This is a genomic window from Arthrobacter sp. TmtSoilC77, from assembly GCF_059739415.1.
Genome location: NZ_AP046050.1, coordinates 1,608,587 through 1,627,049, shown reverse-complemented (window position 1 = coordinate 1,627,049; position 18,463 = coordinate 1,608,587). Strand labels below are relative to the sequence as shown.

General features: G+C 63.6%; 17 protein-coding genes. 7 read left to right on the top strand and 10 right to left on the bottom strand.

All coding sequences use genetic code 11. The features are described from left to right. Positions 1–31: 31 nt before the first annotated feature. The 5 genes from AC6I99_RS07470 to AC6I99_RS07450 form a co-directional block, all read right to left on the bottom strand. Complete coding sequence (locus AC6I99_RS07470; RefSeq protein ID WP_309927721.1) at positions 32–592, bottom strand: DUF5666 domain-containing protein; 561 nt, start codon at positions 590–592, stop codon at positions 32–34. Between the two features lie 95 nt (positions 593–687). Beyond that, entirely contained in the window at positions 688–2,196 is a 1,509-nt protein-coding gene (gatB, locus tag AC6I99_RS07465) for an Asp-tRNA(Asn)/Glu-tRNA(Gln) amidotransferase subunit GatB (RefSeq protein ID WP_497945520.1), read from the bottom strand. Then, a complete protein-coding gene (gene gatA, locus AC6I99_RS07460) occupies positions 2,196–3,764 on the bottom strand; it encodes an Asp-tRNA(Asn)/Glu-tRNA(Gln) amidotransferase subunit GatA (protein WP_224166909.1) in 1,569 nt (522 codons plus the stop codon). Before gatA ends, gatB begins: the two co-directional genes overlap by 1 nt. Positions 3,765–3,769: 5 nt before the next feature. Further along, complete coding sequence (gene gatC / locus AC6I99_RS07455) at positions 3,770–4,066, bottom strand: Asp-tRNA(Asn)/Glu-tRNA(Gln) amidotransferase subunit GatC (protein ID WP_017199363.1); 297 nt, start codon at positions 4,064–4,066, stop codon at positions 3,770–3,772. A gap of 156 nt (positions 4,067–4,222) precedes the next feature. Continuing rightward, positions 4,223–5,677: a CitMHS family transporter gene (locus AC6I99_RS07450; RefSeq protein WP_497945521.1), complete on the bottom strand. Its 1,455-nt coding sequence runs from the start codon at positions 5,675–5,677 to the stop codon at positions 4,223–4,225. A 198-nt stretch (positions 5,678–5,875) separates the two neighbouring features. On the opposite strand from AC6I99_RS07450, the gene AC6I99_RS07445 reads away from it, so the two are divergent. Then, a complete protein-coding gene (locus tag AC6I99_RS07445) occupies positions 5,876–7,636 on the top strand; it encodes a sensor histidine kinase (protein WP_497960707.1) in 1,761 nt (586 codons plus the stop codon). Continuing rightward, a complete protein-coding gene (locus AC6I99_RS07440) occupies positions 7,629–8,288 on the top strand; it encodes a response regulator (protein ID WP_224092025.1) in 660 nt (219 codons plus the stop codon). Before AC6I99_RS07445 ends, AC6I99_RS07440 begins: the two co-directional genes overlap by 8 nt. A 13-nt stretch (positions 8,289–8,301) precedes the next feature. Here the strand turns inward: AC6I99_RS07440 and AC6I99_RS07435 are convergent, their stop codons facing one another. After that, positions 8,302–8,694, bottom strand: coding sequence for a RidA family protein (locus tag AC6I99_RS07435; RefSeq protein ID WP_224092023.1), 393 nt, complete (start codon positions 8,692–8,694; stop codon positions 8,302–8,304). A 69-nt stretch (positions 8,695–8,763) separates the two neighbouring features. After that, positions 8,764–9,276 carry a GNAT family N-acetyltransferase gene (locus AC6I99_RS07430; protein WP_497960705.1) on the bottom strand — a complete coding sequence of 171 codons (513 nt, stop codon included), beginning with the start codon at positions 9,274–9,276 and terminating at the stop codon, positions 8,764–8,766. Between the two features lie 52 nt (positions 9,277–9,328). Here AC6I99_RS07430 and AC6I99_RS07425 point away from each other — a divergent pair, with 52 nt between their 5' ends. The 5 genes from AC6I99_RS07425 to AC6I99_RS07405 all read left to right on the top strand — a co-directional run bounded on the left by AC6I99_RS07425 (position 9,329) and on the right by AC6I99_RS07405 (position 14,015). Continuing rightward, positions 9,329–9,595, top strand: a complete 267-nt coding sequence (locus AC6I99_RS07425) for a hypothetical protein (RefSeq protein ID WP_497960704.1) — start codon at positions 9,329–9,331, stop codon at positions 9,593–9,595. A gap of 216 nt (positions 9,596–9,811) precedes the next feature. Beyond that, complete coding sequence (locus AC6I99_RS07420) at positions 9,812–10,930, top strand: ABC transporter substrate-binding protein (RefSeq protein WP_497960703.1); 1,119 nt, start codon at positions 9,812–9,814, stop codon at positions 10,928–10,930. A 2-nt stretch (positions 10,931–10,932) separates the two neighbouring features. After that, entirely contained in the window at positions 10,933–11,862 is a 930-nt protein-coding gene (locus AC6I99_RS07415; RefSeq protein WP_497960701.1) for an ABC transporter permease, read from the top strand. Further along, positions 11,838–12,581, top strand: a complete 744-nt coding sequence (locus AC6I99_RS07410; RefSeq protein WP_497960699.1) for an ABC transporter ATP-binding protein — start codon at positions 11,838–11,840, stop codon at positions 12,579–12,581. The genes AC6I99_RS07415 and AC6I99_RS07410 overlap by 25 nt, the downstream gene beginning before the upstream one ends. Before the next feature lie 66 nt (positions 12,582–12,647). Beyond that, positions 12,648–14,015, top strand: coding sequence for an LLM class flavin-dependent oxidoreductase (locus tag AC6I99_RS07405; RefSeq protein WP_497960697.1), 1,368 nt, complete (start codon positions 12,648–12,650; stop codon positions 14,013–14,015). A 44-nt stretch (positions 14,016–14,059) separates the two neighbouring features. Here AC6I99_RS07405 and AC6I99_RS07400 read toward each other — a convergent pair whose 3' ends face one another. The 3 genes from AC6I99_RS07400 to ligA are packed head-to-tail and all read right to left on the bottom strand — an operon-like array spanning position 14,060 to position 18,420. Beyond that, positions 14,060–15,268 carry an AAA family ATPase gene (locus AC6I99_RS07400; protein ID WP_309927700.1) on the bottom strand — a complete coding sequence of 403 codons (1,209 nt, stop codon included), beginning with the start codon at positions 15,266–15,268 and terminating at the stop codon, positions 14,060–14,062. 33 nt (positions 15,269–15,301) lie between these two features. After that, positions 15,302–16,126: an inositol monophosphatase family protein gene (locus AC6I99_RS07395; protein ID WP_497945529.1), complete on the bottom strand. Its 825-nt coding sequence runs from the start codon at positions 16,124–16,126 to the stop codon at positions 15,302–15,304. Continuing rightward, positions 16,123–18,420: an NAD-dependent DNA ligase LigA gene (ligA, locus tag AC6I99_RS07390; RefSeq protein WP_497945531.1), complete on the bottom strand. Its 2,298-nt coding sequence runs from the start codon at positions 18,418–18,420 to the stop codon at positions 16,123–16,125. The genes AC6I99_RS07395 and ligA overlap by 4 nt, the downstream gene beginning before the upstream one ends. Positions 18,421–18,463: the final 43 nt, after the last annotated feature.

Here is an 18,463-nt window from a genome sequence, read left to right as displayed (position 1 = left end):
ACCCTAATCGCAGAACGCGAGGGGCGACTGGTCATAGTCCCTGATGTCCGCGCCCCTTGAGGCCGTGACCTTTGAGCGCGGCCGGAAGCTCACCGGCCACAATGCGCTGCGCCGTCACGGTGTCGCCGTCTTTGGACCCGGCTATCCTGACGGTGTCGCCGGTCTTAAGGTCCGCTGCGGTAGCCGAAGGCAGCGTAGGCTTGCCCTTGCCGTTCCGGAGCTCCGAAAGTTTAGTGGGCATCCGTGAGATGCGCGTATCTGAAGTGATCGCGTAGCTCTGCGTGAAGCCATCATCGCTCTTCACCGTGATCGAGGTGCTGTTCACGGACTCGATCTTGCCTGTCTGTGTGACCACAGTGCGGAATGTGCCGTCCGGCTCTTTCACAACGTGCTCGCCATGGATCCCATGGGCTCGCCCTTCAGGGCGCTTGGCGCCGTCAGTCGTGGTGGGACTTGGTGATGCGGTAGCGCTCGACGGCGATGGGCTGGGTTGGGTGCCTGCCCACACTGCGGCTGCCGCGCCGCCGGTCAGGGCGACGGCAATGCCGCTGGCGATAAAGGCCTTGCGAAGGCCCGGTGTAATGGTGGCCATGCATCCATTCTGCTCCTGGCCGGACAAAAAAGTAGCTGGCAGTTGCGGTTGTTCTGACACCTCAAAACAACGACAACTGCCAGCTACTTGGGTACTTAGGCCTGTACGCCGAGCTTTTCCAGGATCAGTTCGCGTACACGGCTGGCGTCGGCCTGGCCACGGGTGGCCTTCATGACACCGCCCACGATCGCACCGATGGCCTGGACCTTGCCACCACGGATCTTCTCCGCGACGTCAGGCTGTGCTGCCAGTGCGGCGTCGATGGCTTCCAGAAGCGGACCGTCGTCGGAAACCACCGCAAGGCCGCGCTTTTCAACGATCTCGGCGGGTGTACCCTCGCCTGCAAGTACGCCGTCCAGGACCTGGGTGGCCATCTTGTTGTTGATCTTGCCGTCCTCGACCAGCTTGTTCAGCTCGACGATGACCTGCGGCGTGACACCGAGAGCGGAAGGATCGACGTCGGCAACCTTGGCGCGGCCAACAATCTCACCCATCCACCACTTCCGGGCAACATCTGCGCTGGCACCTGCCGCGATGGTTTCCTCGATCGAGTCCATGACTCCGGCGTTGACCACATCGCGGAACTCCAGATCCGAGTAGCCCCAGTCTTCCTTGAGCCGCTTGCGGCGCTCGGCCGGCGGCTCCGGAAGGGTGGCACGAAGCTCCTCCACCCACTCACGGGAGGCGACGACGGGAACCAGGTCCGGTTCAGGGAAGTAGCGGTAATCGTCGGCGTCGGACTTGGCGCGGCCCGACGTCGTCGAACGCGTGTCCTCGTGCCAGTGGCGCGTCTCCTGGATCACCGGCTGGCCGGAGTCCAGGACGGCAGCGTGGCGCTGGATCTCGTAACGAACGGCGTGCTCGACGGCGCGCAGCGAGTTAACGTTCTTCGTCTCCGAACGGATGCCGAAGCGTTCCTGGCCGTGCGGGCGCAGGGAAACGTTGGCGTCGCAGCGGACGTTGCCGCGTTCCATCCTGGCGTCCGAAACCCCAAGGTTCTTCACGATTTCGCGGACCGCGGCAACGTAGGCCTTGGCCAGTTCAGGGGCACGGCTTCCCGCACCCTGGATCGGCTTGGTGACGATCTCCACGAGCGGCACGCCGGAGCGGTTGTAGTCCACCAGCGAGTAGTCGGCGCCCTGGATGCGGCCTGCGGAGCCACCCATGTGGGTGAGCTTTCCGGCATCCTCTTCCATGTGGGCACGCTCGATCTCGACGCGGAAGACCGTGCCGTCTTCGAGCTCGATGTCGAGGTAGCCGTCGTAGGCGATCGGCTCGTCGTACTGCGAGGTCTGGAAGTTCTTCGGGGTGTCCGGGTAGAAGTAGTTCTTCCGGGCGAAACGGCAGTACTCGGCGATCTTGCAGTTCAGGGCAAGGCCGATCTTGATGGAGGACTCCACAGCCGTCTTGTTCACCACCGGGAGGACGCCGGGCATGCCGAGATCCACCTCGTTGACGTTGGTGTTCGGCTCATCGCCGAAGACGTTCGGGGCGGAGGAGAACATCTTGGTCTTGGTGTTGAGCTCCACGTGGACCTCGAAACCCAGAACAGGATCGTACTTCTCCATGGCCTCTTCGAAGCTCAGGGTTGCGTCGACGGACATTAGTTTGAACCTCCGGCGGAGTTGGAAGCGGCACCGAGAGCGGGTGTCTTCAATTCAGGAGCCTGGGCAAGAAGCGGGCCGCCCCACTTTTCTTCCAGAATGGACTCAAGCACAGCACCCACACGGTAGAGGCGGGCGTCCTGGCGGGCAGGGGCCAGCAGCTGTACGCCAACGGGCAGACCGTCCTCGTCAGCCAGGCCGCCGGGCAGCGACAAGCCCGGGATCCCAGCCATATTGGCCGGAATGGTTGCGACATCGTTCAGGTACATGGCCAGGGGATCGTTCGCCTTCTCCCCCAGTTTGAACGCTGTGGTGGGAGCCGTAGGCGAAATGAGGACATCCGCCTTCGAGAACGCGGCGTCGAAGTCGCGCTGAATGAGCGTGCGGACCTTCTGCGCCGAACCGTAGTAGGCGTCGTAATAACCAGCGCTCAGGGCATAGGTGCCCAGGATGATGCGGCGCTTGACCTCATCACCAAAGCCGGCGGCACGGGTTGCACCCATGACGCGCTCGATCGTCAGGGGGCCGTCCTTGGGCAGGGCACGCAAGCCATACCGAACGCCGTCGAACTTGGCCAGGTTGCTGGACGCCTCGGACGGCATGATGAGGTAGTAAGCGCCCAGGGCGTACTTCAGGTTGGGGCAGGAAACCTCAACGATTTCCGCGCCGGCATCCTTGAGCAGCTGAAGGGACTCGTTGAAGCGGTTCTCGACGCCGGCCTGGTAGCCCTCGCCGTGCAGTTCCTTGATGATGCCGATCTTCATGCCGGCAACATTGCCTACGCGGGCAGCAGCAGCCAGGTTGTCGAACGGATCGGTCAGGGACGTGGAATCGAACGGATCATGGCCGCCGATGACTTCCTGCAACAGAGCCGCGTCCAGCACCGTGCGGGACACCGGGCCAATCTGGTCCAGCGAGGACGCCATGGCAATCGCGCCGTAACGGGAAACTGCACCATATGTCGGCTTGACGCCGACGGTTCCGGTGACAGCACCGGGCTGGCGGATGGATCCACCGGTGTCAGTGCCCAGCGCCAGCGGCGCTTCAAAAGCGGCGACGGCGGCAGCCGAGCCACCGCCCGAACCACCAGGAATGCGGTCCAGGTCCCACGGGTTCCGGGTGGGCCCGTACGCCGAATGCTCCGTGGAGGAACCCATGGCGAACTCGTCAAGGTTGGTCTTGCCAAGAATCGGCATCTTCGCAGCACGGAGCTTCTTGATCACCGTGGCGTCGTACGGGCTGTGCCAGCCCTCAAGGATCTTCGAACCAGCCGTCGTCGGCTGGCCAATCGTCACGATCAAGTCCTTCACAGCGATCGGCACACCGGCCAGGGCATGAAGCTCCCCGGCAGCGGCGCCACCAGCGGCGCGCGCAGCGTCAACCTCGGCCGCAACAGCCAGGGCTTCCTCGGTATTAACATGCAGGAACGCGTTAATCTGGCCGTCCACGTCAGCAATACGGTCAAGGTGCGCCTGCGTCACTTCAACAGCGGAAACCTCGCGGGCGGCAAGCTTCGCAGCAAGATCGGCAGCGGAGTGGCGAATGAGTTCGTTCTTCAGCTCAGTCATGGTAATTAGTCCTCATCCAGGATTGCCGGGACCTTGAAACGGTTCTCGTAAGCATCCGGAGCGCCGGACAACGCCTGCTCAGCCGTAAACGTGTGGCCCACGACGTCCTCGCGGAACACGTTGGTCAACGGAATCGGGTGGGACGTGGCCGGGACATCTTCCCCGGCGGCTTCGCTGACGGACTTCACCGAATCCACGATGACGGCAAGCTCGACCGCCATCCTGTCCAGCTCTTCGGCACTCATTTCAATGTGAGCGAGACGCGCAAGATGCGCGACGTCGTCACGGTTGATCGCAGCCATGGATCTCCCCTGCAAAGTTCAAATGGTTTTCCGAACCAGTCTACTTGGCTTGGGTGAGCCGCCGTACGCCCAAGCACAACAACGCGGGGTCACCTACGGCCCATCCAAGGTGTCTGGATGGGCCGTAAGTGACTCCGCGTTGCTTGATGGGGTTGTTTAGCCGATGCCGATTGCTCCGGTCAGGACTCCGACAGCCAGCATGACGATCGAGATGACTGCCGTGCGCCAGAGGACCTTCTTGTGGTGGTCGCCCAGGTCTACCTTGGCCAGCGATACCAACAGCAGGATGGCCGGGACCAGCGGGCTCTGGAGGTGGAAGGGCTGGCCGGTGATGGAGGCGCGGGCCATGTCCGCTGCGCCGACGCCGTAGTGTGCTGCGGTTTCACTGAGGACCGGAAGTACGCCGAAGTAGAAGGCGTCGTTGCTCATGAAGAAGGTCATGGGGATGCTCAACACGCCGGTGATGACTGCCATGAAGGGACCCATGTCCGCGGGGATGATCTGGACGAGCCACTCGGACATTGCCTTGACCATGCCGGTGCCGTTGAGGACACCGGTGAGGACTGCAGCGGCCATGACCATGCTGACGACGGCGACGATCGACGGCGCGTGGGCGATCAGCTGGGCACCCTGGTCCTTGACCTTGGGGAAGTTGACCAGCAGTGCGATAGCCGAGCCCACCATGAACACGAACGGGAGCGGGACGATGTTCGCTACCAGAGTGACCATGACGGCGACCGTGAGTCCAAGGTTGAACCAGAACAGTTTGGGGCGCAGCGTGGTGCGGTTGGGATCCAGCGCGGTATCAGCCATGGCGGTGTCGTGATCGTCCACCAGCTCTTCAGTACGTTCAAGAACTGCGACGCCGGCGCCTCCGCCGGTTACCGGCTTGGGCGCGGTTGTGGTTGAGCCGGTGCGGCCAAAGCCGCCGCGGCCCTTGCCGCCGTCGAACGCGTCGGAAGGATCGGCGACGTCGCCCCAGATTTCGGGCGCGGTGGTGCGGAGGCGGTTACGTTCCTGCAGGCCAAGCAGCCAGGAGAAGACGAGCACTACGATGAGGCCAACGATGAGGGACGGGACCATGGGGACGAAGACGTCGTTGACGTCCAGCTTCAGTGCTGTAGCGGCGCGGGCTGTGGGCCCGCCCCACGGCAGGATGTTCATGGTGCCGTTCGCGAGGCCGGCCACGCAGGTGAGGACCACGGGACTCATCTTCAGGCGCAGGTAGACCGGCAGCATGGCGGCGGTGGTGAGGATGAAGGTGGTTGAGCCGTCCCCGTCCAGGGAGACTGCCGCAGCGAGGATCGCGGTACCGAGGACTACCTTGGCGGGGTCGTTGCCAAGCTTGCGAAGGATGAACTTGACCAGGGGGTCGAAGAGCCCGACGTCGATCATCAGGCCGAAGTAGATGATGGCGAACATGAGGAGCGCGGCCGTGGAGGTCATGGACTTCATCGAGTCCATGACCATGGGACCGATGCCCAAGCCGGCCCCCGCGAAGAGACCGAAGATGGTGGGGACGATGATCAGCGCCAAGACGGGCGTCAATTTTTTGGTCATGATCAGGACCATGAATACCGCAATCATTGCGAATCCAAGCAAAACCAGCACGGCCGGCTCCTTACTACTGTGAAGGGCACCACTTCGATGTGATGCGCACTACAGACGTTATAGTGGCGCCCGTCACGGGCTGGGGTTTCGGGGAATTGTTGGGAATACTGATCATTGCGAGCGTTTTGCGCATTGTGCTCAGTGCTTCAATGGAGCTGGAGGAAAGGAGTAACGGTGCCGCGCTTTAGCAGGGTCAGTATGCGTTTCTCCACCCAGACGCTCCTCCTCCAACTGGGGGTAGTTCTGCTTGTAGTGCTCCTGAGCGGTGCAGTCCACGCTTGGCTGGTTTACGAACGGATCGGCGACGAAGCCGAAAACCAAGCACTCACCCTCGCCCGCACAGTTGCGGCGGATCCCGACATCAGGGAAGACGTCCAGGCCATCAGCAAAGAAGAAGGAACCCCGCCAGCCAGCGTTCTGGCGGCCGGCCCCTTGCAGGCAGCAGCGGAAGCGGCCCGGGTCCGCACCGGGGCCCTCTTCGTGGTCATCACGGACGAAACCGGACTCCGGTTGGCCCACCCGGACATTGCGCGGCTCGGTGAACGCGTCAGCACAGACCCCTCAGTAGCGTTGGCAGGCCGGGAAATCACCACCCGCAACACGGGCACTCTGGGTCCATCAGCGGGCGCCAAGGTTCCGGTCTACGCACCCTCGGCTGAGGGCACAGGTACTGAGGGCGCAGGCACGGCTGGATCAATCGTGGGCGAAGTCAGTGTGGGCTACTCCATGGAGTCCCTCAGCAAGAGCCTGGCACAGGACATTGTGCCCATTGCCCTGACCGCCGGCGGCGCACTCCTGGCTGGCGTCCTGGCTTCGTTCCTGCTCCGGCGCCGCCTGCAGCGCCTCACCTTGGGCTTGGAACCAGAGGAGATCAGCACCCTGGTCCACGATCAAGTGGCAGTACTCCAGGGCGTGGACGAGGGCGTGATCGGCATCGCGGCCGATGGACGCATCTCCGTGTTCAACGCCGCTGCCGCCAGGCTCCTGGACCTGCCCGACGCCACCGGCCAGGACTGGGCTACAGCCAACGTTCCCGGTCAACTCAAGCAGCTGACACAACCCGCCGCCCGTGATGCCGAAGCCGTGGAACTGGTAGCCGGTGGACGGGTCCTAGTGGCCAGCGCCCGAAAAGCCTGGCACCGCAAGGAAGACCTCGGCTGGGTGGTCATGCTCCGCGACCGCACCGAACTGCAGCAACTGACCCGCCAACTGGACGCCGTGGGAACCATGTCCACCGCCCTGCGCGCCCAGCGCCACGAATTCGCCAACCAACTCCACACCATTGCCGGCTTCATGAGCATCGGCCAACACGAGCAGGCCAAGGAATACCTGGCAAGGATCTCCGCCACCGGCCCCCTCAAGTTCCCTGTGGAGCAGGCGGAACTCCTTCAGGACACGTATTTGCAGGCTTTTGTCGGCGCCAAGAGCGTGGAGGCCTCCGAACGCGGAGTGGCGCTCCGGATCGGGCCGGAAACGTTGGTCCGGGGACACGTGGCCGATCCGCAGGACGTCACCACAGTGCTCGGCAACCTGATCGACAACGCCGTGAGTGCCGCCGTCGCCGGTTCCGCTTCGGAGCGCTGGGTGGAAGTTGAGTTGCTTGACGATGCCGGCCAGGACAACGGAACCCTGCATATCGTCGTGGGCGATTCCGGAGACGGTTTGGGAAACCTGGAACCTGAGGAAGTCTTCGCTGAAGGATTCACGACGTCGGAACAACCGGTGCGCCAGGGGGCCGGACAAGGTTTGGGCTTGGCTTTGGTGCGGCAGTTGGCCCGGCGCAGGGGTGGGGACGTCCGCGTCCTGGAGGCCGGCAGGAAAGGCGGCCCCGGAGCTGTCTTCATGGCCACAATTCCTGGCGTGATGGGGCGATCGGCCGACGCCGGCGCTGAAACCCCAACCGGCACGGCGGCTGGAAGGGAAGCTGACAGGACAATGCGGGAGGACAGCAGTGGCTGAGGATTTGAGGGTGCTCATTGTGGACGATGACTTCCACGTTGCCAGGCTGCACGCGGCTTACGTGGACTCAGTGGCCGGATTCATGGCGCTCGCTCCGGCCGGTTCCGCGTCGCAGGCTTTGCAGGCGATCCACAGCCTGCGTCCTGACCTGGTGTTGCTGGACGTGTACCTGCCGGACGGTTCAGGTCTTGATTTGCTGGGCCAGCTGGACATCGATGCCATCATGCTGACAGCGGCCTCTGATGCCCCGTCCATCAGGGTTGCCATGCGGCGCGGCGCCCTGGGGTACCTGCTAAAGCCCTTCACCGCGGAATCCTTGTCCCAGCAGCTGAGGTCCTATGCACGGTATCGCCGGATCCTTGGACAGCAAACGGGCGTTGACCAGACCACGATTGAACGTGCCAAACGGGCACTGATCCCAGGTGACGTGACGCCCGCTCAAAAACCACGCTCGGCAACCGAAGCGGCAGTCCTGGAATCGCTGCTTCCCGGCGAACAGTACTCAGCCGCTGAAGTCGCGGACCGGGTGGGCGTTTCCCGGGCGACGGCGCAGAGGTACCTGTCCTCGCTTGCCGACGATGGCGCCGTCGAAATCCAATTACGCTACGGAAGCACGGGCCGCCCGGAACACCGCTACGGCATCCCGGGCTAACCCAAGCTGGGCCTTACGCGGACTTCTGCGCGACGAGCTCGATTTCCACCAGCATCCTGGAATCCAGGAAGGGCAGCACGTGCACCAGTGCCAGGGTGGGACGGATCTCGCCGAAAACCTCGCCGTGGGCCCGGCCGGCGTCTTCCCACTTGCTGATGTCCGTCAGGTACAGCTTGGACTGAACCACGTCCTCGTAGGAGAACCCCGCTTCTTCCAGGACCGCTCCGAGCTTCTCAAGGATGTATTTGGTCTGCGAGTAGAAGTCATCGCCGACGATTGCATCCTGCCCATCAACGACGCCGGAAGCCGCCGTAGCAGAAATGAAGAGTGTGTTGTCCACCTGGACCGCGCGGGAGTACCCCAGGGTCTGTTCCCAGACGGAACCCGTGCCATATGTCTTGCGCATGCCGCGCCTTTCCTGATCGCTGTGCCCGTTCCGGTTGTACAAACCTGGCGGGGTTTACGAAAGGAAACTTTATGGCTGCTGGAGGTCCAGCCTGTAAACGAACAGCTTTATGTCGGTGCCGGGCACGAACCAGTCGCGGTGCGGAGCGCGGGCAAAACCGGTCCGGGCGTAGAGGGCATTGGCGCTCTCCCACGTGGCTCCCGTAGTGAGGGAGACAGCACCGATGCCGTCCATCGCTTTGGCTTGCTCGACGACGGCCTGCACCAAAGCCCGTCCGGCGCCGGAACGCTGTACAGCGGGATCTACCACCAGGGTGCGCAGTTCCAGTTCGTCGTCCAGGCCGATGTCAGAGAAGCCACCACCGGCCGGTGCTGCCGTGACGGAACCGATCACCTGGCCGTTCCGTTCCGCGACGAAGATTTCGGCGTGCTCCGCGCGCGCTGCCACGTCCTGGAGTTGCTGAAGGTACGGGTGGTCCGCGCTGCCGTAGTACCCCGCGGTGACGTATGAATCCTGCGTGATGCGGGCAACGTCGTCATAGTCTTCGGGAAGGGCTGGGCGGACAGTAATCGACGAATGCACTTATCAATGGTAGTGGCGCGGTCACCGCACAATACGCCAAACAGCCCTTTCCGTGACCGAACTATCAGTCAGCCGCGGAATTTCCGACGGCGGATTGTTGCGTCACGTTGTCCCCTTGCCAGTCCTTGGGCACCCTTTTGTGTTGCTTTCCATGGCCCTGGATTGCGTCCTGTGGCGTGCCGTGAAGCCCGGTTTCCCGCTGTTGCGGGCACGTGTCGAAGAGCTGGCGAAGGGTGCGGGGACCGTGCTTGAGTTGCCACACGGCAACCGCACATTGCCCTTCACCGCGCTAAACAAGCTGCGGATTGGATATCCCTAAGAAACACCGATCACTAAGAAATACCGATCGCCAGGAAATACCGATCCCTAAGAAATACAGAACAGGAGGAACGATGCCCCAGGCCCATTTCAGCGCGACGCAGGCTCGCACCTGCTGTCCGTCCTGCCTTCAGAAATAAGCGATCCGCACCACCGCCGCCCGTTTGAGCCCTTGGCTCCGGGGTCCGGCGACCCACCCGCACCTGAAAGGCTTTACATGTCCGCGTCCCCCCGCGTTCGAACACGGATCAACACAAATCATCAACGCACTGCGCCCAGCCGCCGCCAAGTCCTCGGCGCCTTCATCGCCCTCCCCGCCCTCGGCCTATTGACTGCCTGCGGCGGTTCGGCCACGGCTGGTGGCGACGCCACACAGGCCGCGCAGGTCACGGCACCGCTGGCCACCTCCGTCCCGGAAGGGACCACGCTGGTGGTGGGCGACCCCACGGTACAGGTCGCCTTGGAACTCTCCGGCCTGGACAAGAAGCTCAGCTTCCCGGTGAAGTTTGCCAACATTTCCGGCGGCCCGGCCACCACCGAAGCGTTCCGGGCCAACGCCCTGGATGTCGGTTCCGTGGCCGACATACCTCCCATCCATGCCACGTGGACCGGCCTGGATGTCCGGATCATTGCGGGCGTCTTTCGCAAAGACGCCGTGAACCACCCACTTTATGAATTGGGTGTGGCCCCGGGCGCCGGGATTACGGAACTCCAGGGCCTTCGTGGCAAGAAGATCGCCTACAGTCCCGGCCAGGCGCAGGGCGCGCTCGTCCTGCGCATCCTGGAAAAGTCAGGCCTGGAACAAAAGGACGTCAAGCTCGTGGAACTGCCCAGCACCGGGGACACGTATTCCACCGCCCTGTCCAGCAAGCAGGTTGATGCTGCCCCACTGGGAGGCGTCCAAATCAAGCGATACCTGGCCAAGTACGGCGCCGACGGCGGAACCACTCTCCGGCACGGCCTCCGCGACGATCCCGGTCACCTGTACGCGCCGGCAAAGGTCTTGGAGGATCCGGCCAAGGCTGCCGCACTTGCGGAGTATGTGAAGCTCTGGGGACAGGCACAGCGGTGGATCCAGGACCACCCCAGGGAATGGCTTGAGCGCTACTACGTCAAGAACCAGGGGCTCTCCCGCGAGGACGGCCAGTACCTGATCGATGCCGCCGGCGAGCGCGATCTTCCTGCCTCGTGGACGGAGGCCATTGCCCGCCACCAGCAAACCATCGACCTGCTGGCACGCGAGCAGAAGAAGCCCAAACTGGACGCTGCAAAGCTGTATGACCTGCGCTTCGAAGCTATAGCCGGCACGGCCTACGCTGCGGCAGGGGGTGCCTAGCCATGACAGCAACTGCTGCCCAGAGCGCGACTGCCGCTACGGCAGGAACCCGCACGGCTCCCCCGCAGACGCGCGACGTCGGCACCCAACCGGGCGCCGTCGTCGAACCCCACCTCGACCCGGCATTGACGGGCCGCCCCGATGTCCGGCCCGTCAGCCGCCGCCTGGGTCCTGGACCAAGACGCCGCCTGGCCGGTTTGGTGGGCCCCGCCGCCCTGATCCTGCTCTGGGTGGTTTCCTCCGCTACAGGCCTCCTGGATCCCCGGATCCTGTCCGAGCCGTGGACCGTGGTGTTTACGGCGGGCGAGCTGATCGCGGACGGCCGACTCCAGGAGAACCTTGCAATCTCTGCCCAGCGTGCAGGCTTCGGGCTGTTGTTCGGGATTGTGGTGGGAGCCGTCCTGGCTCTCCTGGCTGGACTGAGCCGGGTGGGTGAGGCCTTGATCGATGGTCCTGTGCAAATCAAGCGCGCCATCCCCGGCCTTGCCCTGATCCCCCTGCTGATCCTTTGGTTCGGCATAGATGAAACCATGAAGGTCCTCACCATCACGTTGGGGGTGTTCGTGCCGATCTACCTGCAAACGCACGCCGGACTGCGCGGAATCGACCTGCGATACGTCGAGTTGGCACAGACCGTCGGGCTAACCCGGTCCGGGTTCATCCGCCGCGTGGTGCTCCCCGGGGCGCTGCCCGGATTCTTCCTGGGGCTCCGCTTCGCCGTCACTGGCGCTTGGGTGTCCTTGGTGGTGGTGGAGCAGATCAATTCCACCAGCGGCATCGGCTACATGATGGAGCTCGCCCGCACGTACGGCCAAACCAACATCATCGTCCTGGGCCTTGCCGTCTACGGCGTCCTGGGCCTGCTTTCCGACGCAGCCGTCCGGCTCCTGGAACGAAAGGCATTGTCATGGCAACGCACGTTGGCGGGCTGAGTGCCTCGCAGGGAGTCGGGCCGCGCACGGCACCTTCCCACGAGGTCTCCGTACGCAACCTCATCCGAAGCTTCGGTCCCAAGGGCGTGCTCAACGGCGTGGACCTGGACATCGCTCCGGGCGAATTCGTCGCCCTGCTCGGCCCCAGCGGCTGCGGTAAGAGCACACTGCTCCGTGCCCTTGCCGGCCTGGACCGCGACGTCCGCGGGAGTGGGATCGTCAAGGTCCCGGACCAGGTGTCAGTGGTGTTCCAGGACTCAAGGCTCCTTCCCTGGGACACCGTCCTGGGCAACGTCACGTTGGGCCTCAGGGATGACGACGCCGATGCCCGCGGACGCCGTGCACTCGCCGAGGTGGGACTCGCCGGCCGCGAAAAAGCCTGGCCACACGAGCTGTCCGGAGGTGAGCAACAGCGCGTTGCCTTGGCGAGGTCGCTGGTGCGGGAGCCCCGGCTGCTTCTTGCCGATGAACCCTTCGGTGCCCTCGACGCCCTGACCCGCCTGAAGATGCACGCGCTCTTGAAGGAACTGGTTGCCGCGCATCGCCCCGCCGTCCTGCTCGTCACCCACGACGTCGACGAGGCCATCACCTTGGCCGACCGCGTGATCGTCCTACAAGACGGCCGTGTAGCCCTCGAGCGCCAGGCAGGAACCGACGTCGGGCATTCATCGCTGAGGGGCGAGCTGCTCGCTGCCCTCGGCGTCCACGTTGGTGCCTGAAACCCAACCCCACCAGAACCCAACCCACACCAGAAATAACCCCTCACCAGAATCAAGGAGAAACCCATGCCCGCCCCACAACGCCAACTCCACCTCAACGCCTTCCTGATGAGCACTGGCCATCACGAGGCCTCCTGGCGCCTGCCGGAAAGTGATCCTTTCGCCTCCACCAAGGTGGAGCACTACCAGCACCTGGCCCGCACGGCGGAACGCGGAAAACTCGACTCCATCTTCTTCGCGGACTCCCCCGTCCTCTTCGGCGAGGTGGGCCGTCGCCCTGCCGGCAAGCTGGAACCCACGGTGCTGCTGACCGCCATCGCGGCGGCAACCCGGAAGATCGGCCTGATCGCCACAGCCTCCACCACCTACAACGACCCCTTCAACCTGGCACGACGCTTCGCCTCGGTGGACTGGGTCAGCGGTGGTCGCGCCGGTTGGAATGTCGTCACGACGGCGGGGCCGGACGCTGCGCGAAACTTCGGCGTCGATGACCAGCCTGCGCATGCCGTCCGTTACGAGCGGGCGGCCGAATTCATCGAAGTAGCCCAGAAGCTGTGGGACAGCTGGGAAGACGATGCCGTGCTGGCCGACAAAGCGGAGGGAATCTGGGGTGATGACACCAAGATCCGCACCATCGAGCACGAAGGCAAGCATTTCCGCGTACGTGGTCCCCTGAACGTCCCCCGTTCCCCGCAGGGCCACCCGCTGATCGTGCAGGCGGGATCCTCGGAAGACGGTAAGAAGCTCGCCGCCCAGTACGCCGAGGCCGTGTTCACAGCCCACCAGACAGTGGAGGATGCGCAGGCTTTCTACGCCGATTTGAAGGCCCGCACCCTGGCCGTGGGGCGCGATCCCGAGGGCATCAAGATCCTGCCAGGCATCGTCCCGGTCATTGGTTCCACGGAGGCAGAAGCGCTGAAGCTTGAGCGTGAACTCGACGAGCTGATCAAGCCTGAATACGCCCGCGAACAGCTGGCAAGGACCCTGCGGGTGGCACCCGCGGACCTTCCGCTGGACCAGCAATTGCCTGCGGACCTCCCCTCCGAGGACGAGATTGAGGGAGCCAAGAGCCGGTACACGCTGATCGTGGAGCTTGCCCGCCGTGAACAGCTTACGGTCCGGCAACTGATCGGCCGTTTGGGCGGCGGACGTGGGCACCGCACCTTCTCAGGGACGCCGGAGCAAGTGGCCGATGCCATCCAGGACTGGTTCCAGGCAGGCGCCGCCGATGGCTTCAACATCATGCCGCCCGTCCTGCCGTCCGGGCTGGAGGTCTTCGTGGACCAGGTAGTGCCGATCCTTCAGCAGCGTGGCCTGTTCCGCACCGAATACACCGCGTCGACGCTGCGCGGACACTACGGGCTGGCACGCCCAGGGAACCGCTTCTCCGGTTCCGCGGCGCAGCAGCTCACATCCATCGGTTCGGCCTTCTGATGACTGGCTGGCCCCGGCCGCGTGCCTGGCGCTGTGGTTCGAGGTCAGCGTTTGGGCCAACTCCACAATGGGCCTTCCAGGGATCCGAGTCCCTTGATCCTGGTCTCGCCCAGATCCTTGTAAAGCTCGTGCTCATGGGCCGCTCCGCTTTCCCGGAGCGCCCTGAGCAGCGCTTCGGAGTGTGTCACCACGATGATCTGGCTGTTGGCACTGGCTTGGATGATAAGTCCAGCCAGTGCCGGCATCAGGTCGATGTGGAGGCTCGTCTCGGGTTCGTTGAGAACCATCAATTCCGGAGGCCGGGGAGTGAGCAACGCGGCGGTCAGGAGCAGGAAGCGTAACGTACCATCCGAGAGTTCGGCCGCTTTCATGGGCCGCAGCATCCCAGGCTGCCGCAACTCAACGGTGAAGCGGCCGTCGCTTACGGCTATTTCGAGGCGGCTTCCCGGAAAGGCGTGATCGATCGCTGCGTCCAGCTGCCGTTCAAATCCCACTTCACGCAGGGTCTGCAGCGCCGCGGCCAGGTCCTTCCCGCTGTGGTGCAGCACGGGAGTGCGGGTGCCGAGTTGCGCCTGCCGGGCCGGGGCTTCGGCATCTGTCCGGAAGTGATCGTAGAACCGCCAGGAACGCACGGAGTCCCGGACCCGCAGTACTTCAGGAGCCCGGTCCTGGTCCGAAACTTCCGTCAGCATGCTTTGGAAAGTATCCAGCCGGCGCGAGAGTTCGGTCCATTCACCGTCAGGCCCACGGAGCTTCGCAAGGCTTCCTTTGCGATCCACCAACAGGGAACCTGGCCTTGCGATCGGTCCGGAAAAGATCTGCTCGCGCTTGACCTCGGGATCCAGGCTAAAAGCCGAAGGGCGGGGCCTGCCTGTTTCCTGGTCAAAGCCGGCGCCACTGGACACGGGCATGCCCAAGTCCACAAGGTAACCGAAGTCGTCACCCGAATACCCCAGTTTCAGGTTGACGGAATCCCGGCGGACGGTACCTTGGACCGGAACTTCGCCCCGCCGCATTGCCTCGCTGATTGATTCAGGACCGGCCCACAGCGTCGATGCCAGTCCGCCATCCCTGGCCAACGATCCCACCACGTTTCCGGAGTCGCCACCGGCGCATTCGGCCAGCAGGCGCAGCGCACGGTACAGGGAGGATTTGCCACTGCCGTTGGCCCCTGTCACCACGTCCAGGCCATGCAGCTCAATCGCAAGATCGCGGATGGAGCGGTAGTTGGCGATGGCGAGGGTCTTGATCACGGCGAGGGGATGCTGGTCATGGGTACAGGAAGGTCACAGGGGAAATTTGCCGGACAGCTCCAAGGCTCCTGCGCACGTCCACGCGGCCAGGCGATCCTCAAGTGTTGGACCGCCGTCGAGTGGGCTCGCGAGCCGTGGCCTTCGCACCCAACAGCCCGCTTCTTCGGCGATCAGGGCGCCGGCAGAGAAATCATGCTCGTTCAATCCGCGCTCCCCAAAGGCGTCGTAGGTGCCATCTGCCACCAGGCACAGATCCAACGCCGCGGACCCCAGCCTCCGAACATCCGCGAAGCCGTTCATCAGTTCGGCGAGGCCTTCTGCCTGATTGGCACGGGTATCGGGATCGTAACTGAATCCCGTGGCAAGGATGAGGCCGGTGCGTCCGGGAACGGGGCCCGCCAAACGGGTAGTCTCCCCCGCGACTTCCAACCAGGCGCCCCCGCCCCGGGCGGCCGAGTAGACCCGACCCAGGGCCGGCGCATGAACTACTCCCGCCAGCCAGACGCCGTCGGCATCCGCCACGGCCACCGACGTGGCGTAATAGACGATGTTGCGGATGAAGTTGGTGGTGCCATCAAGGGGATCAATGGACCAGCGGTAACCCGAGGCTCGCTGGGGCCGGGTGGTGCCGTGCTCCTCCCCCGTGATGGCGTCGTTCGGCCGGGCCGCAAGGATAGCCTCGCGGACTGCGTTCTCTGCTGCGACGTCGAACTCGGTCACCCAATCGCCGGCATCGCCTTTGTTGGATATTCCCAATCCCACGCCGCCTGTGCCCGCGGCAGCCCTCCGGGACAGGACAGCCGCGCCCGCAGCAGCAGCGTGTTTCGCTACGGCGAGCAGCTCGATGGCGTCGGTCATTCTGCTTCTGCTTTCACTGTCTCTGCAGCATCGGCCTCGGCTGCAGCGTCAGCGTCGGCCTCGGTGTTCGCCGGGCCCTTCTCCAACAACTCGCGGAAGCCGTCCTCATCCAAAATCGGAACACCGAGTTGCTCGGCCTTATCCAGCTTGGTCCCGGCACTTTCACCAGCCACGAGGTAGCTGGTGTTCTTGGACACCGAGCCGGAGGCCTTCCCGCCACGAATGATGATGGCTTCCTTGGCTTCGTCCCGGCTGAAGTTTGGCAGGGTCCCCGTAACCACGATGGTGAGGCCCTCAAGGGTTCGCGGCACGCTGGTATCGCGTTCGTCTTCCATCCGCACTCCGGCAGCTGCCCAGCTGTCCACGATCTCGTTGTGCCAGTCCACGGCGAACCATTCCTTCAGGGCCGCCGCGATGGTGGGTCCGACGCCGTCAACATGCGCAAGCTGCTCTTCACTGGCGTTGCGGATCGCGTCCATGCTGCCGAAGGCCGTCGCAAGGGCACGGGAGGCTGTGGGTCCCACATGGCGAATGGACAATGCCACGAGGACACGCCACAGAGGCTGCTTCTTCGCTTTCTCCAGCTCGGCAAAGAGTTTTTCCGTGGTTGCCGTTGGCTTTGAAGGCGACTTGGCCGTTCCCCTTGAGTAGAAGTACGGAACAAGCTCATACTGGCCCGTGCCTACGCCCTTGGACCTCTTCTCCCGGCGGATCATGACATTCGCCAGATCCTCAGGCTTCAACGTGAACAGCGCGGCTTCGCTGGTCAACGGAGGAGTCTCCGGCTCTGCCGGCTGCGTCAAGGCGATCGCTGCTTCCCAGCCCAGGGCCTCGATATCGAACGCACCGCGGCCAGCCAGATGGAAAACACGCTCACGCAGCTGCGACGGGCAGGACTTGGCATTGGGGCAACGGATGTCCACGTCGCTTTCTTTTGCCGGTGCCAATGGCGTACCGCAGGACGGGCACTCGGTGGGCATCACGAATTCGCGCACGGGTGGGTCCTGTTGGTCTCGCAGCGCCAGCACGGGTCCAACGATCTCGGGGATCACGTCACCGGCCTTGCGGAGAATCACGATGTCGCCGATCATGACGCCTTTGGCCTTGACCACATCCTGGTTGTGCAGAGTGGCCATTCCCACGGTGGAACCCGCGACCTTCACCGGCTCCATCATTCCAAACGGCGTGACGCGCCCCGTGCGGCCCACGTTGACGAGGATGTCCAAAAGCTTGGTGTGGACTTCCTCCGGCGGGTATTTGTAGGCGGCTGCCCATCTGGGGACGCGGGAAGTGTAGCCGAGGGCGCGTTGTGTGGCAAAGTCATCAATTTTGACCACGATGCCATCGATTTCATGAAGGAGGTCGTGCCGGTGCTCGCCATAATGGGCGATGAATTGCAGGACGCCTTCAAAGGAATCCAGAACCTTGAAATAGGGGCTGACAGGCAGCCCCCAGTCAGCCAGCAACTTATAGGTTTCGGATTGGCTCATGGCATTCAGGCCCTCCCGGGCACCGATGCCGTGAACGAACATGCTCAGTGGACGCTTTGCTGTTTCGGCCGGGTCCTTCTGGCGGAGCGAGCCCGCAGCCGCATTGCGTGGATTGGCGAGTGGGGCCTTGCCTGCTGCAACCAGGGCTTCGTTGAACTCAACGAACGCCTTGGAAGGAATGAATACTTCCCCACGGATTTCAACTTCCGAAGGATAACCCGAGCCGCTGAGTTGACGCGGGATCTCCCGGATGGTGAGCACGTTATGAGTGATGTCCTCACCTGTTGTGCCGTCACCCCGGGTGGCAGCGCGCACCAATTTCCCGTCCCTGTACAGCAGGTTGACGGCGAGTCCATCGATTTTCAGTTCAGTCAGCCAGGCAATGGGCGGGACGCTGTCCCCGAGCTTGGCCACGGAAGCTTCAGCCTTACGTACCCAGGCTTCGAGCTCCTCAAGGGAAAAGACGTCGTCCAGGCTGTACATCCGCTGTAGATGCGCGACGGCAGTAAAGGCGGCAGAGACTTCGCCGCCGACTTCCTGCGTAGGCGAGTCATTGGAAACGAGTTCCGGATGCAGCGCTTCGATTTCTTCCAGGCGACGGTAGAGTTCATCGAACTCGGCGTCGGAAACCGTGGGCGCGTCCTCTTGGTAATAGGCATACCGGTACTTGCGAACGAGGTCCGCAAGTTGCTCATACTCATCCCGCAGGCTTTCCGACGGAGGTGCTCCCTCTTCTGCGACGATGGCCGCAGCGGCATCCTGGGTTGTGGTGTCGACCGGATCTGGATTCTCTGGTGTGCTCACAGGTCTATCTTGCCGCAAGCCGCGGACATTATTGTCCTGGCGG

Bases quoted from the DNA above. Each gene is read 5' to 3' on its own strand.
- AC6I99_RS07435 (WP_224092023.1), bottom strand. From the start codon at position 8,694: ATGCGCAAGACATATGGCACGGGTTCCGTCTGGGAACAGACCCTGGGG.
- AC6I99_RS07420 (WP_497960703.1), top strand. From the start codon at position 9,812: ATGTCCGCGTCCCCCCGCGTTCGAACACGGATCAACACAAATCATCAA.
- AC6I99_RS07415 (WP_497960701.1), top strand. From the start codon at position 10,933: ATGACAGCAACTGCTGCCCAGAGCGCGACTGCCGCTACGGCAGGAACC.
- AC6I99_RS07395 (WP_497945529.1), bottom strand. From the start codon at position 16,126: ATGACCGACGCCATCGAGCTGCTCGCCGTAGCGAAACACGCTGCTGCT.
- gatB (WP_497945520.1), bottom strand. From the start codon at position 2,196: ATGTCCGTCGACGCAACCCTGAGCTTCGAAGAGGCCATGGAGAAGTAC.
- AC6I99_RS07445 (WP_497960707.1), top strand. From the start codon at position 5,876: ATGCGTTTCTCCACCCAGACGCTCCTCCTCCAACTGGGGGTAGTTCTG.
- AC6I99_RS07470 (WP_309927721.1), bottom strand. From the start codon at position 592: ATGGCCACCATTACACCGGGCCTTCGCAAGGCCTTTATCGCCAGCGGC.
- gatC (WP_017199363.1), bottom strand. From the start codon at position 4,066: ATGGCTGCGATCAACCGTGACGACGTCGCGCATCTTGCGCGTCTCGCT.
- gatA (WP_224166909.1), bottom strand. From the start codon at position 3,764: ATGACTGAGCTGAAGAACGAACTCATTCGCCACTCCGCTGCCGATCTT.
- AC6I99_RS07410 (WP_497960699.1), top strand. From the start codon at position 11,838: ATGGCAACGCACGTTGGCGGGCTGAGTGCCTCGCAGGGAGTCGGGCCG.
- AC6I99_RS07405 (WP_497960697.1), top strand. From the start codon at position 12,648: ATGCCCGCCCCACAACGCCAACTCCACCTCAACGCCTTCCTGATGAGC.